Source organism: Vogesella facilis (genome assembly GCF_042648525.1).
GTDB classification, from domain to species: Bacteria; Pseudomonadota; Gammaproteobacteria; order Burkholderiales; family Chromobacteriaceae; genus Vogesella; species Vogesella facilis.
In genome coordinates this window covers 216,714-231,420 of the sequence record NZ_JBHRXN010000031.1, presented here as the reverse complement: position 1 = coordinate 231,420, position 14,707 = coordinate 216,714, and the positions used below count along the sequence as shown (strand labels likewise).

Here is a 14,707-nt window from a genome sequence, read left to right as displayed (position 1 = left end):
TACTCAAAAAATCCGACCACGGTCGGATTTTTTGTCCCCATCGTCTAGAGGCCTAGGACACCGCCCTTTCACGGCGATAACCGGGGTTCGACTCCCCGTGGGGACGCCAGCAACACGAAAAGCCACCGCAAGGTGGCTTTTTCTATTCTGCGCCTTGCGGCCAACCCCTCTCACGCCGCGTCACGAAAACGTGACGGGCGCCCCTCCGCCGAGGAAACAAGCGGCAGTCAAACCGGACTGATGCACAAGCATTCGTTTCAGCCAGCGATGTACGCACTACCCTGTCGGCAAGGTCGCAGCAGCAAGCATATGTCCAAGCGCTTTCACACCAATTATCGCAAAATTAATTCAGATGGCATTTTGATGCCATTCTCACCATTGACGCTGATGCCGACACCGGCAACGGGCATGTTCCTGTACAGCACCAGCAGCAGGTCAAAAGTTCGGCCCCGGTAGTCTAGCGACTGTCTCTGTGATTCTGGATCTAGCTCAAGCCATGCACCGTTAACGAAGGACTCAGCCAGCTTTTAAAGCGAACGAGCGAAAACATCAGGAATATTCAGAACAGCATGAATATCATTCCATCCAAAAAAACTTCCACCTTGCTGATGGCAGCCATCTTCATCACCAGCTGGATCAAGCCAATCTGGCCGGCCGAACAGGCCCTTCACAGCTCGCTCACTGTCATTGCATTTTTCATATTGTGGCATCACGTCAAACACAACAAGACTACAGATCTTGATTTCTTCTTAATTATCATTTTTCTCTCAACGCACTCCATCGCCGCACGTTGGCTGTATTCAAACACGCCCTACGACAATTGGCTGCAGACCATGCTGGGATTTTCCCTGAACCAGCACCTTGGCTGGACAAGAAATAATTTTGATCGCCTGGTGCATTTTCTTTATGGTTTTTGCTTTACCCCAGTCATCATTTCGCACGTAGCTAACAGGTTTTTCCTGTCCGCGAAAAAAGGTTTCATCATTGCCATCACTGCCATTATGGTAACCAGCCTATGGTATGAATGGTTTGAATGGCTGATAGCCATTACCCTTTCTGCCAATGATGCTGAAGCATACAACGGGCAGCAAGGTGATATGTGGGATGCCCACAAGGACATGCTGGTGGCAACCATCGGGAGTTTGGTGTGGGCCAAAGCATATCTGAGCCCCCATTCAACCCGTGCAGTTACCGCGATACCTCGTTAACCCGGTATCCCACACCTCAGCCCCCCTAGTGGGCGGACTACGCAATGCAGGCCCACCCACTTGTCGTGCAACAACAGCCGACGCAGCAAATCACCACGGCCGGCTCGGGCTCATGGTCAGACGTACCTGGACTTCTGCCCCCGGCGATTCGGAAGTGGTAGCCAGCAGCATCCAGCCAGTTGCGGCCCCTCCTTCTGGATGAAATAGCCAAGCTGGCGGCATTTGCCGCCGACACCATCTTCGACCTTGTCCATCATCGGCTTCACCGTCAGCCCCGGGCGGGTGACTCCCTTGACCAGCTTGTCGAACCTCGCATTCACGACAAGGACGGGCCAGTTTCTGGGGCTGCCTGAACTACCCACGCTGCAGACATACCCTGGGCATGCGCCACAGCGAGGCGTGAAATAATCATCGTCCCTGCCGCCGGCCGCGTTCGCATAGCCTACTCTCTGCGCAAGTGCTGGCCAGCCGCCCAGCGTTGCAACTATCTTGCTGGCCGATGCCGACACGCAACGGCCGTCGTAAGCAGGGAACTCGCTCCCCATGCGCAGTTTCCAGCATGCAGCCTCACCCGTCCTGGCACACGCCAGCATCAAAAAAAGCCACCACGAGATGGCTTTTTGCATTTCCAGCTTCCCCGGCAAGAAACCTCGCGCCTGCATGATGCAGACCGGCATGCCGGCAGCTATGCTTTTTATTGAACCCCCACTAAGCGCACGTGAACGACAGACACACCGGCAGGCTTTACCGGGCCACGGCGGCATGCGATAACAAGGCTCCCGCTCGCAAGCTACCGCCAGGCGACCACGGCATGAACGGCGGCGGCAATGCCGCACATGCCCCAAGCGTTTGAGTTGATTGCATAACAGTTTCTTATCCAAATCTCACTGGTGAAAAATCGCCATGGATAACTCAGAACTCAATCTCAAACTGAGCCACAGCAAGCCCCGCAGCTATATCCGGCGCTCCATCTACCTGCTGTTGCTGCTGCTGCTTGGCCTGCTGGTCTATCTGCTGCTGGAGGAACTGAAAACCTCGCGGCTGCAGGCACATTATTTTTCCCAGATTGCCCACGACGCCAGATTTACCCTCAAGCCGGGCGCCAGCAGCGCCATCCGCTACCCGGCCAACAACGGCCCCTACGACCAGCGCCTGGGTTACGCCGCCATGCCGCGCTTCCTGCAGCGGCTGGATACCCGCGGCTACGCCATCGACAGCCAGGCGGTGCAGTCTGCCGGCATGACCGGGCTGGCCGACCACGGCCTCACCGCCCCGCTGTTGCCGCTGGGGCTGTTCCTGCCCTATCGCGAAAAAGACCAGGCCGGGCTGACGCTGTATGACGGCTACGGCCAGGCCATCTACCAGTCGCGCTACCCGCAGCGCGTGTACCCGGATTTCGACGCGCTGCCGCCGCTGCTGGTCAGCGGCCTGCTGTACATCGAAAACCACACCCTGCTGGATCAGGAAAACCCGCTGCGCAACCCGGCGGTGGAGTGGTCGCGCCTCAGCAAGGCGGTGCTGGACAAGAGCGTTCACTTGCTGAACGACGGCTACCGCCCGGCCGGCGCCAGCACCCTGGCGACGCAGATCGAGAAATACCGCCACTCGGCCGCTGGCCGCACCGGCTCGGAGCAGGAAAAACTGCGCCAGATGCTGTCGGCCTCGGTGCGCGCCTACCTCAACGGTGAAGACACCACCGCGGCCAGACGCCAGCTGGTGCTGGCCTACCTCAACACCGTACCGTTGGCCGCACGCGCCGGCTTTGGCGAGATTTCCGGCATCGCCGACGGCATGTGGGCGTGGTACGGCCGCTCGTTCGAGCAGGTCAACCAGGCACTGGGCGGCATCGCCGCCACCCCGGCGGCCGAGCGCGCCACAGTGTTCAAGGAAGCCCTCAGCCTGATGATCTCGCAGCGCAGCCCGTCCACCTTCCTCAACGGCGACATGAAGGTGCTGGAGGCCATGACCGATGCCTACCTGCGCCTGATGGCCAAAGACAAGGTGATCACCGCCGAGCTGCGCGATGCCGCACTGAAAGTGTCGCTGCGGCAGCAGCGCGAGCGGGTACGCCTGCCCAGCGTGGCGCCCATCAAGCAAAAAGGCGCCAATGCCGTGCGCATCAAGCTTGCCGGCCTGCTGGGCGTGTCGCGCATGTACGACCTGGACCGCCTGGATCTGAGCGCCAGCAGCACGCTGGACTTCAAGCTGCAGCAGGACATCACCGCCGAGCTGGTCAAGCTGCGCGACCCGGAGCATGCCAAGGCGGCCAACCTTTACGACGAGCACCTGCTGCAGCAAGGCTCGCCGCAGGGGGTGACCTACAGTTTCACCCTGATCGAGCGCACCGCCGACGGCAACAAGGTGCGCGTGCAGGCCGACAACTTCGACCAGCCCTTCGACATCAATGAAGGCGCCAAGCTGGACCTCGGCTCCACCGCCAAGCTGCGCACCCTGGTCACCTACCTGGGGGTGATCAAGGAGCTGCACCAGCATTACAGCGCGATGAGCAGCGAGCAGCTGGCCGCCATCAAGTTCAGCGGCAAGGAGCCGCTACTGCAGCGCTGGGCCATCGACTACCTGCAACAGACGCCCGACCACGACCTGACCGCCATGCTGGAAGCCTCGCTGCTGCGCACCTACTCCGCCAGCCCGGGCGAAAGCTTCTTCACCGGCGGCGGCCTGCACACCTTCAACAACTTCGATGAGAACGACGACGTCAAGGTACTGACCGTGCGCGAGGCCACCCGCCGCTCCGTCAACCTGGTGTACATCCGGCTGATGCGCGACATCGTCCGCTACTACATGGCGCCGGTGGGCAGCGCGCCAGCGGACACGCCCGCCGACGACGCCGCGCGCAGGGCCTACCTGCAGCGCTTTGCCGACCGCGAGGGGCGCACCTTCCTCGCCGGCTTCTACAACAAGTACCGCCGCAAATCGCTATCGGAAATCGACGCGCTGTTGGCCGCACGTGCCAGCCAGAGCCCGCGGAAACTGGCGGTGATCTTCCGCAGCGTGCAGCCGGATGCCGGGCTGGACGCCTTCAGCGCGTTTCTGGACAGCCAGCTGCAGGCCACCAAAAAACCGGATCAAAAAACGGTAGCCAAGCTCTATGACGAGTTCGCCCCCGGCCGCTTCAACCTGGCCGACCGCGGCTACCTGGCCAACGTGCACCCGCTGGAGCTGTGGCTGGTGGCCTACCTGCACAACCACCCGCACGCCGGCTGGAGCGAGCTGGTGGCCGCCAGCACCCAGCAGCGGCAAGAGGTGTACCAGTGGCTGCTCAACAGCAAGAACCGGGCGGGCCAGGCATCGCGCATCAGCGAGATGAAGGAAATCGACGCCTTCAAGCAGATACACAAGAACTGGCAGCTGCTTGGCTACCCGTTTGACACCCTGGTGCCCTCCTACGCCACCTCGCTGGGCGCCTCGGCCGACCGCCCGGCATCGCTGGCCGAGCTGATGGGCATTCTGAGCAATGACGGCATGCGACTGCCCACCGCCTACCTGGACAAACTGCACTTTGCCGCCAACACCCCGTACGAAACCACCCTGGCGCAGGTACCGGCCAAGGGCGTCCGCGTGCTGGCACCGGAGCTGACCCAGGTGGTACGCAAGCTGCTGTCCGAGGTGGTGGACCAGGGCACCGCGCGCCGCGTTTCCGGCGCCTTCGACCTGCCGGACGGCACGCACATCCTGGTCGGCGGCAAGACCGGTACCGGTGACAACCGCTTCAAGGTATTTGCCAAGGGCGGCGCGCTGACATCCGAGCGCGTGGTTAGCCGTTCCGGTGCGTTTGCCTTCTACATCGGCGAGCGCTACTTCGGCACCCTGGTGGCCTACGTGGCCGGCCCGCAGGCGGCCGACTACAAGTTCACCAGCGCACTGCCGGTGCAGATCCTCAAGGTGCTGGCCCCCACCCTGAAACAGCGGCTGACGCTGACGAACCCCGCCACCCCGCCGCTAGTCACCCCGCCGCCAGCCAGCCAGGCCGCCAGCCAGCCGGCCCCGCGGCGGGCGTTCAAGGTACTGCCGGGCTTTGCCATCGGCTAGACGGCGCCCGGCACTCCACGCCGGGTTTCCGGCACCACCACCTCCTCCGGTGGCGCCAGGCCGCGCACCAGCCACCTTGCGGCCAACCTGTGCCGTTAGCCTGCCCGCGCCGGCAGCAGCGCGGCGCCTGCCACCAGCGCCGGGCGGCGGCCACCGCGCCCGCGCCAGCAATCCGCCGGCGCAATACAACCCGCCAGTCTAATTCCCGCCCCGCCACTGCATAAACAATAAAAACCGCAAACCTTAGCGGCAAATCGCCTGGCGCCGTGAGCAAAACAGCCCGGCGGCGCTTATTTTAATTACCGATAATCTTATTCACCAATTGCACAAGCGCCTTGGCAATTAATTTCCAAACACGGAATTAATATTCACAGCCGCGTTAAATAAGCTTTGCCGGATAAATCACAAGTCATTGCATTGCAATAACTTTTCCGCACCGGTAGATTTTTTGCGTCACCGCCAATTAATCAGGTAGCGCAAATGTCTTATTTACTTTCCCTGCTGGAAAAAAGTCCGATTCCCGATGGCAAAACCGCCGCCGATGCGCTGCGCCACAGCGTAAAACTGGCGCAGCGGGCGGAAGAGCTGGGCTATCACCGCTTCTGGCTGGCCGAGCACCACGGCAATGCGCAGCTGGCCAGTGCCGCGCCGGAAATCGTCGCCGCGCATGTGCTGGCCAAGACCTCGCTGCTGCGCGTCGGCACCGGCGGCGTAATGCTGCAGCACTACAGCCCGTACAAGGTGGCGGAGGTGTTCCGCCAGCTGGCGGCGCTGGCGCCCGGGCGGGTGGATGCCGGCGTGGGCAAGGCGCCGGGCGGGCTGCCGCCCAGCACCCGTGCGCTGCAGCAGCGCCATGCCGCCGCGCCCGATTTCGAGCAACTGCTGGCCGAGCTGGATGGCTTCCTGCGTGACGACATCGCCGCCGGCCACCCGCTGGCCGGCGCCGTCGCCACCCCGGCGGTGGCCAGCGCCCCGCAGCGCATCCTGCTGGGCGGCAGCCCGGACAGCGCCGCGCTGGCCGCCAAGTACGGCTGGGAGTTCACCTACGCCGGCCATTTCAACGGCGATGCGGCCAACCTGCAGGCCTCGCTCGACAGCTACCGCCAGGCCAGCGGCAAAACCGCCGCGCTGGCGCTGTACGCCTTTGCCGCCGCCAGCCGCGCCGAGGCCGAGGCGCTGGTGGGGCAGCTGCGCATCTTCAAGCTGCACCCGGAGCACGGCCAGGCGGTGAACCTGCCCAGCCTGGCCGCCGCCGAGCAGTACGCGCGCCAGGCCGGCATCCGCCACTACCGCATCGAAGAACTGACCCCGCACGTGATCACCGGCAGCGGCGAAGACGTGCGCCGCCAGCTGGATGCGCTGCATCAGCGCTACGGCATCCACGAATTCATCATCGACAACCCGGTGGCCGACTTTGCCCGCCGCCTGACTTCCATCGAGCTGATCGCCGGCGCCGACATCGCCGTCGCCGCCTGAACCCACACGAGGACATTCCCCATGAGCCAGACCCAATCCATTCCTTTCGGCATCATGCTGCACGGCGCCGGCGGCCACATGAACTCGTGGAAGCACCCGTCCGGCCCGGCCGACGCCAGCGTGAACCTGGATTTCTACATCGACACCACACGCAAGGCCGAGGCGGCCGGCATCCGCTTCGCCTTCGTCGCCGACGGCCTGTACATCAACGAGAAGTCGATCCCGCACTTCCTCAACCGCTTCGAGCCGCTGACCATCCTGTCGGCGCTGGCCACCGCCACCCGCAAGATCGGCCTGGCCGGTACCGTATCCACCTCCTACAGCGACCCGTTCACCACCGCGCGCCAGTTCGCCTCGCTGGACCTGATCAGCGGCGGCCGCGCCGGCTGGAACGTGGTGACCACGCCACTGGAAGGCAGCGCCAAGAACTACAGCCGCACACACCCGGAACACGCGCTGCGCTACGAGATCGCCGACGAATACCTGCAGGTCACCCAGGGGCTGTGGGACAGCTGGGACGACGACGCGCTGCTGCGCAACCGTGACAGCGGCCAGTTCTTCGACCCGGCCAAGCTGCACGCGCTGAACCACAAGGGCCGTTTCTTCCAGGTGGCCGGGCCACTGAACATCAGCCGCTCGCCGCAGGGGCAGCCGGTGATCTTCCAGGCCGGCTCGTCCGATGCCGGCATCGGCCTGGCCGGCAAGTATGCCGACGCGGTATTCACCCACTCGCCGTCGCTGGACGACACCCGCCAGTTCCTGCGCCAGGTAAAAACCAGCGCCGTGGCGCATGGCCGCAGCGGCGACGACGTGAAAATCTTCCCCGGCATCAACCCGGTGGTGGCCGCCACCCGCGCCGAGGCCGAGGCCAAGTACCAGCGCATCCGCGACCTGCTCACCATCGACGAGGCGCTGGCCTACCTGGGGCGCTTCTTCGACCACCACGACTTCAGCCAGTACGACCTCGATGCGCCGTTCCCGGAGCTGGGCGAGGTTGGCCGCAACAGCTTCCGCTCCACCACCGACCGCATCAAGGCCGATGCCAAGGCACGCGGCCTGACGCTGCGCCAGGTGGCGCTGGAAGCGGCCACGCCGCGCGACCAGTTCGTCGGCAGCGGCGAGGAAGTGGCCGCCGAGATCATCCGCTGGATCGACGCCGGCGCCGCCGACGGCTTCATCCTCGGCTTTGCCGTGTCGGCAGAAGGACTGGACGACTTCATCCAGCACGTGATCCCGGTGCTGGAGGCACGCGGCCGCTACCAGCGCGAGCTGCCGGGCAGCACGCTGCGCGACCACCTCGGCCTGCCGCGCAAGGCCAGCCGCTACGCCGCCGCGGCGGCGAGTCAGGAACAGGTGGCGTAATGGGCGTCTCCGACTCTGCGGCCAACCTTGCCGCCAGCGCGCGCATCGCCGCACATATCGCCGGCTTTGGCGAGCAGTTCGTCAGCCTGCGCCGCGACCTGCACCAGCACCCGGAGCTGTCGTTCCAGGAGGTACGCACCGCCGGCATCGTCGCCGGGCTGCTGGCCGGCTGGGGCTATACGGTGACGACCGGCATTGCCGGCACCGGCGTGGTGGGCAGCCTGCGCCGCGGCAGCGGTGGCAAGCGGCTGGGCATCCGTGCCGACATGGACGCGCTGCCGATCCACGAGGCCACCGGCCTGCCCTACGCCAGTGTCAACGCCGGGGTGATGCACGCCTGCGGCCACGACGGCCACACCGCCATCCTGCTGGCGGCGGCGCGCTACCTGGCCGAAGGCGGGCAGTTCGACGGCACGCTGCACTTGATCTTCCAGCCGGCGGAGGAAACCGGTGCCGGCGCGCAGCGCATGATCGACGAAGGGCTGTTCCAGCGCTTTCCCTGCGACGCGGTGTTCGGCCTGCACAACTGGCCCGGCGTCGAGAGCGGCCACGTCGGCTGCGTGTGCGGCCCGGCGATGGCGTCGGTGGACCAGGCGCACATCACCGTGCACGGCCAGGGTGGCCACGGCGCCGAGCCGCAGCACGCGGTGGACCCGGTGGTGGTGAGCGCGCACCTGATCACCGCGCTGCAAACGGTGGTATCGCGCAATGTGCCGCCGCTGGACATGGGCGTGGTGACGGTGGGCGCCATCCACGGCGGCGCCGCCTCCAACGTGATTCCGGACAGCGTGGCGCTGAAGCTGACCGCGCGCGCCTTCCGCCCCGAGGTGCGCCAGCTGCTGGCCGAGCGGGTGCCGGCCCTGGCCCGCGCACAGGCGGAGAGCTTTGGCGCCCGCGCCGAGGTGGACTACCGGCTGGGCTTTCCGCCAGTGGTGAACCACGCCGCCGAGACCGAATTCGCCCGCCAGGTGGCCATCGACACCCTGGGCGCGGCACAGGTACCAGCCGACTTCCGCCCGCGCACAGCCAGCGAAGACTTCGCCTTCATGCTGCAGGCGCGCCCCGGCAGCTACCTGTTCTTCGGCAATGGCGACAGCGCGCCGCTGCACAACCCGCGTTACGACTTCAACGATGCGCTGATCCCGCTGGCCGCCAGCTACTGGGCCAGCCTGACAGAGCGCTACCTGCAGGCCGATGCCGGCCAGGAGGCCACATGGCAGAACAGCTGATCTTCACCTCGCCCGACGACCCGCGCGCGCAGCCGATGCTGGCCGAGCTGACCGCGGAATACGAGCGCCGCTACGGCGACTACTTCAGCGCCGACGGCGCCGCCGCCGAGATGAACCGCTACCCGGCCAGCGCCTTCCAGCCGCCGGCGGGCAACTTCCTGCTGCTGCTGCGCGACGGCGTGGTCATCGCCGGCGGCGCCTTCAAACAGCTGGATACGCACACCGCGGAATTCAAGCGCATCTGGAGCCACCACGCGCACCGCCGCCAGGGGTTGGCCGCACGCATCGTCGCCGCGCTGGAACAACAGGCGCGGCAGCAGGGCTACCGCCGCGTCTACCTCACCACCGGTTTTCGCCAGCCGGAGGCGGTGGCCCTGTACCTGAGCCAGGGCTACCGCGCGCTGTTCGACCTGGGCGCCGACCCGGAGCGCTACGGCAGCCTGCCGTTTGAAAAACACCTGCGCCACGACCGCAGCCACACACCGCCGGACACCCCGGCGCTGCCGGCGCCGTCGGTCGCCTGAACACACTCGCAAGGACACCCACCATGAGCGAATTCACCCACTTTGCCGCCGCCACCAGCACCGGTGCGCTGGACGGCAGCCGGCCGCAAGCCGGCACCGGCGCCAGCAAACCCTGGCGCGACTACACCACGCTGCGCGTCATCCCCGCCCGCTACCCGGCGCGCACGCTGGGCACGCTGCTGGCGCTGCTGCTGATCGCCGCCAGCGCCTATTCGGTGCTGACCAACCCGCGCTGGGGCTGGCCGGTGTTTGCCGAATGGTTTTTTGCCGAGCCGGTGCTGGCCGGGCTGGGCCGCACCCTGCTGCTGACCGCGCTGGGCACCGTGTTCGGCTTTGCGCTGGGCACGCTGCTGGCACTGGCGCGGGTGTCGCGCTCGCCGCTGCTGGCCAGCCTGTCGTGGAGCTATGTGTGGCTGTTCCGCTCCATTCCGCTGATCGTGCTGCTGCTGCTCCTCAACAACCTGGGCTATCTGTACGAAACCATCTGGCTGGGGGTGCCGTTTACCGACATCAGCTTCGCCAGCTGGTCCACCACCCAGCTGATCACCCCGTTCGCCGCCGCGCTGCTGGGGCTGACGCTGAACCAGGCGGCGTTCTCCGCCGAGATCATCCGCGGCGGCATCCTGTCGGTGGACCAGGGCCAGCATGAGGCCGCCGCCGCGCTGGGGCTGCCGCGCCGCCGCCAGGCGCGGCGCATCGTGCTGCCGCAGGCGATGCGCACCATTCTGCCCACCGCCTTCAACGACATCATCGGCCTGGCCAAGGGCACCTCCAACCTGTACATCCTGGCGCTACCGGAGCTGTTCTACACCATCCAGGTGATCTACCGCCGCAACCTGGAAGTGATTCCGCTGTTGATGGTGGCCACCGTGTGGTACCTGATCATCCTCACCGTGCTGTCCGCCATCCAGGTACACGTGGAACGCCACTACGCCCGCGGCGCGCTGCGCAGCGTGGAACCGGGCTGGCTGGGGCAATGGTGGGCGCGGCTGCGCCCGGCCGCCAAGCGCGACGACGGCAGCGCTGCGGCCAACCTTGCCGCCGGCAACGAGCGCCGCCAGCCGCTGGCGCGCATCCAGGGCGGCGCAGTGTCGATCCACAACGTCAGCAAGCGCTTTGGCGCGCTGACGGTGCTGGACAGCGTGTCGCTGGACATCGCCCCCGGCAGCGTCACCGCCATCCTCGGCCCGTCCGGCTCCGGTAAATCCACCCTGCTGCGCACCATCAACCACCTGGAACGCGTCGACGGCGGCTTTATCGCCATCGACGGCGAGCTGATCGGCTACCGCCAGCACGACGACGCGCTGTACGAGCTGAAGGAGCCGGAGATCCTGCGCCAGCGCGCCGACGTGGGCATGGTGTTCCAGCACTTCAACCTGTTCCCGCACCTCACCGTGCTGGAAAACATCATCGAGGCACCGCAGGCGGTGCGCGGCCAGACCCGCCAGCAGGCCGAAGCGCTGGCGCGCGAGCTGCTGGCCCGCGTCGGGCTGGCGGACAAGGCCGACGCCTTCCCGCGCCAGCTGTCCGGCGGCCAGCAGCAGCGCGTCGCCATCGCCCGCGCATTGGCGCTGCAACCCAAGGTGCTGCTGTTCGACGAGCCGACCTCGGCGCTGGACCCGGAACTGGTGGGCGAGGTGCTGGACGTGATCCGCGAGCTGGCCAACAGCGGCGCCACGCTGCTGGTGGTAACGCACGAAATCGGCTTTGCCCGTGAAGTGGCCGACCGCGTGGTGTTCATGGAACACGGCCGCATCGTGGAGGCCGGCACCCCGGCGCAGGTGCTGGGCCAGCCGCAACACAGCCGCACCCGCGAATTCCTGGCCAAGGTGCTGTAACGCTTTTCCCTACTGGCTGCGGGCAAGCCCGCGGCCAACCTTGCACACACAAAAAAGGACTGACTCATGCACTTCTCGCCCAAACTGCGCCGCACGCTTGCCGGCTCCCTCGCCCTCGCCACGCTGACCCTGCCGGTGGCCGCCGCCGAATTCAAGGTCGACCTCAGCCCGGAACAACCCGGCCGCGTGCGCGCCGCCAAGGTGGACGCCGCCATCAAGCTGATTCCCAAGGACGCGCGCTTTGCCAAGGACGGCGTGTTCACCGTGGCCATCAACGGCGGCCGTCTGCCGCTGGCCGCCTTTGCCAGCGACACCAAGACGCTGGTCGGCTCCGAGCCGGACATCGCGCAGCTGGTGGCCGACAGCCTGGGCCGCAAGCTGGAGATCGTTAACGTGGCCTGGGCCGACTGGCCGCTGGGGCTGAGCTCCGGCAAGTACGACGCGGTGATTTCCAACGTCACCGTGACCGAGGCGCGCAAGGAGAAGTTCGACTTCTCCACCTACCGCAAGGACACGCTGGGCATCTACGTGAAGACCGGCGGCCCGGTGAAGCAGGTGCGCGAGCCGAAGGACATTGCCGGCCTGCGCGTGATCGTCGGCGCCAGCACCAACCAGGAGCAGATCCTGCTGCGCTGGAACCAGCAGAACGTGGCCGCCGGGCTGAAGCCGGTGGAGGTTCAGTACTACGACGATGACGTGGTACAGCGGCTGGCGATACAGTCCGGTCGCGCCGACGCCTACCTCGGCCCCAACGCGCTGGCCGCCTTCGAAGCGGCCAAGGATGGCAAGACCCGGCTGGCCGGCACCTTCTCCGGCGGCTGGCCGTTGAATGCCGACATCGCGGTAACCACCCGCAAGGGCGCCGGTCTGGCCGCCGCCATCACCACCGCCATTAACACCCAGATCGGCAACGGCAACTACGCCAAGGCGCTGAAGCGCTGGAACCTGGACTCCGAAGCCATCACCCAGTCGCAGACCAACCCGGCCGGCCTGCCCAAGAGCTGAGCCGGCAGTCTGCGCCTCGCCCCCGCCCCGCCGGCCCGCCCGGCGGGGCTGTTACCAGGAGCCACCATGCGTTTTGTCCGTTCCCTGCTTCCCGCCCTATTGTTGAGTGCCGCCGGCAGCGCCACGTTGGCCGCAGGCATCCAGTTTGATTTCAGCCCGCAGCAAGCGGGCCGCGTGCGCGCCGCGCCGCAGCCGGCGGCGATCGGCGCCATCGGCAAGCAGTTCCAGCCGGTGAAGCCCGGCGTGCTGACCGTGGCCATCGCGCCGTATGCGCCGCCGATTGCCACCTACGCCACCGACGCGCGCAGCGTGGTCGGCTTCGACCCGGATTACGCCCAGCTGGTGGCCGACAGCCTGGGGCTGAAGCTGGACTTGCAGCCGATTGCCTGGGCCGACTGGCCGCTGGGGCTCACTGGCGGCAAGTACGATGCGGTGATTTCTAATGTCGGCGTTACCGAGCAGCGCAAGGAGAAGTACGACTTTTCCACCTACCGCCTGGGCCTGCACGGCTTCTACGTGAAGGCCGACAGCCCGCTGCGGCGGATCCGCGAACCGAAGGACATCGCCGGCCTGCGCATCAGCACCGGCTCCGGCACCATCCAGGAAAAAATCCTGCTGCAGTGGGACCGGCAGAACAGCGCGCGCGGCCTGAAGCCGATCGAGCTGCAGTATTACGACGACGAAGCGGCGCGCAATGTCGCGCTGCTGTCCGGCCGCGTCGATGCCATTTTCAACCCCAACTCGCCGCTGGCCTACCAGGCGGCGCGCGACGGCAAGAGCCGGCTGGTGGGCACGGTGAATGCCGGCTGGCCGCTGACCGCCGACGTGGCGATCGCCACCCGCAAGGGCAGCGGTCTGGCCGCGGCGCTGACGCAGGCCACCAACGGCCTGATCAAGAGCGGCAAGTACGCGCAGGCGCTGGCGCGCTGGGGGCTGCAGGCCGAAGCCATCGACCGCGCCGAGACCAACCCGCCGGGCTTGCCCAAACTGTAGGAGCCGATGATGGCCATTGAAGAAATCAGCTTTCTGATTCCCGGCAACTTTGCCGCCGAGCAGCCGCAGCAGGGGCTGGAAGACACGCTGCAGCTGATCCGCCACGGCGAGGAGCTGGGCTACGACATTGCCTGGGTGCGCCAGCGCCACCTGGAGCGCGGCATTTCCTCCGCCGCCACCTTTCTGGCCGCCGCCAGCCAGCGCACGCGGCGCATTGGCCTTGGCAGCGCGGTGATCCAGATGGGCTACGAGAACCCGTTCCGCCTGGCCGAGGACCTGGCCACCGTGGACGTGCTGGCCGGCGGCCGGCTGCAGGTGGGTCTCAGCAGCGGCGCGCCGCCGTTTGGCGAGCTGCTGGGCAGCCGGCTGTTCGACGGCGACCCGGCCGGCATCGACTTCAGCCACAACCGCGTGCTGCGGCTGCGCGACAATCTGCGCGCCGAGCCGCTGGGCGACGAAGACAGCCTGATCGACTCCCCGGCCGGCCGCCAGCGGCCGCAGTTGCACCCGTATGCGCCCGGGCTGGCGCAGCGGCTGTGGTATGGCGGCGGCTCGCTGCGCTCGGCGGAATGGGCCGGCAGTAACGGCTTCCACCTGCTGATCGGCAACCTGACCCGCGGCGAGCACAGCGACGATTTCTTCACTGCGCAGCAACAGCAGCTGCAGCGTTTCCATACCAGCTGGCAGGGCGACACGCTGCCGCGGGTCGCCCTGGGGCGGGTGATCGTGCCGCTGGACAGTGCCGATGCCGCCAGCCGTCGCCATTATCTGGACTACGCCGCCGGCCGCCACGCGCGCACGCTGGCGCCGCAGGGCGAACGGCGCACGCTGTACGCCCGCGATCTGGTGGGCAGCAGCGAGCAGATTCTGGCCTGGCTGGCGGCCGACCCGATCCTGCCGCAGGTCAGCTCGTTGCGGCTGGAACTGCCGTATGACTTCAGCCCGGAGGCGTACCGGCAGATCCTGTCCGACTTCGTGCAGCACATCGCGCCGGCGCTGGGCTGGCGCCCGCGCGGCTGATG

11 protein-coding genes, 1 tRNA gene and 1 pseudogene are annotated in these 14,707 nt (G+C 66.4%); 12 read left to right on the top strand and 1 reads right to left on the bottom strand.

Translation table 11 applies throughout. The features are described from left to right. Positions 1-33 precede the first annotated feature (33 nt). Together ACFOLG_RS12325 and ACFOLG_RS12320 are read left to right on the top strand one after the other, a co-directional pair. Positions 34-109 (top strand) — tRNA-Glu (locus ACFOLG_RS12325). 460 nt (positions 110-569) lie between these two features. Continuing rightward, complete coding sequence (locus tag ACFOLG_RS12320; protein ID WP_386092192.1) at positions 570-1,208, top strand: DUF2238 domain-containing protein; 639 nt, start codon at positions 570-572, stop codon at positions 1,206-1,208. 116 nt (positions 1,209-1,324) lie between these two features. Here ACFOLG_RS12320 and ACFOLG_RS12315 read toward each other — a convergent pair whose 3' ends face one another. Further along, on the bottom strand, positions 1,325-1,834 hold the full coding sequence (locus tag ACFOLG_RS12315) for a hypothetical protein (protein WP_386092189.1): 510 nt from the start codon (positions 1,832-1,834) through the stop codon (positions 1,325-1,327). A gap of 277 nt (positions 1,835-2,111) precedes the next feature. Between ACFOLG_RS12315 and ACFOLG_RS12310 the strand changes: the two genes are divergently transcribed. The 10 genes and pseudogenes from ACFOLG_RS12310 to ACFOLG_RS12265 all read left to right on the top strand — a co-directional run bounded on the left by ACFOLG_RS12310 (position 2,112) and on the right by ACFOLG_RS12265 (position 14,705). Further along, complete coding sequence (locus ACFOLG_RS12310; protein WP_386092187.1) at positions 2,112-5,258, top strand: transglycosylase domain-containing protein; 3,147 nt, start codon at positions 2,112-2,114, stop codon at positions 5,256-5,258. A gap of 480 nt (positions 5,259-5,738) precedes the next feature. Continuing rightward, positions 5,739-6,734, top strand: coding sequence for an MsnO8 family LLM class oxidoreductase (locus ACFOLG_RS12305; protein WP_386092184.1), 996 nt, complete (start codon positions 5,739-5,741; stop codon positions 6,732-6,734). Between the two features lie 21 nt (positions 6,735-6,755). Next, on the top strand, positions 6,756-8,096 hold the full coding sequence (locus ACFOLG_RS12300) for an LLM class flavin-dependent oxidoreductase (RefSeq protein WP_386092182.1): 1,341 nt from the start codon (positions 6,756-6,758) through the stop codon (positions 8,094-8,096). Then, entirely contained in the window at positions 8,096-9,325 is a 1,230-nt protein-coding gene (locus ACFOLG_RS12295) for a M20 aminoacylase family protein (protein WP_386092179.1), read from the top strand. The genes ACFOLG_RS12300 and ACFOLG_RS12295 overlap by 1 nt, the downstream gene beginning before the upstream one ends. Further along, positions 9,310-9,849, top strand: coding sequence for a GNAT family N-acetyltransferase (locus ACFOLG_RS12290; protein WP_386092176.1), 540 nt, complete (start codon positions 9,310-9,312; stop codon positions 9,847-9,849). Before ACFOLG_RS12295 ends, ACFOLG_RS12290 begins: the two co-directional genes overlap by 16 nt. 23 nt (positions 9,850-9,872) lie before the next feature. Further along, positions 9,873-10,769, top strand: a pseudogene (locus tag ACFOLG_RS12285) (amino acid ABC transporter permease); the annotation flags it as partial. A 168-nt stretch (positions 10,770-10,937) separates the two neighbouring features. Continuing rightward, on the top strand, positions 10,938-11,687 hold the full coding sequence (locus ACFOLG_RS12280) for an amino acid ABC transporter ATP-binding protein (RefSeq protein WP_386092756.1): 750 nt from the start codon (positions 10,938-10,940) through the stop codon (positions 11,685-11,687). 66 nt (positions 11,688-11,753) lie between these two features. Beyond that, on the top strand, positions 11,754-12,692 hold the full coding sequence (locus ACFOLG_RS12275) for an ABC transporter substrate-binding protein (RefSeq protein ID WP_386092174.1): 939 nt from the start codon (positions 11,754-11,756) through the stop codon (positions 12,690-12,692). 66 nt (positions 12,693-12,758) lie between these two features. Further along, positions 12,759-13,685: an ABC transporter substrate-binding protein gene (locus ACFOLG_RS12270; protein ID WP_386092172.1), complete on the top strand. Its 927-nt coding sequence runs from the start codon at positions 12,759-12,761 to the stop codon at positions 13,683-13,685. 9 nt (positions 13,686-13,694) lie between these two features. Beyond that, the gene (locus ACFOLG_RS12265; protein WP_386092170.1) at positions 13,695-14,705 is read left to right on the top strand and encodes an LLM class flavin-dependent oxidoreductase; all 1,011 of its coding nucleotides are present in this window, start codon (positions 13,695-13,697) and stop codon (positions 14,703-14,705) included. The last annotated feature ends 2 nt before the right edge of the window (positions 14,706-14,707 follow it).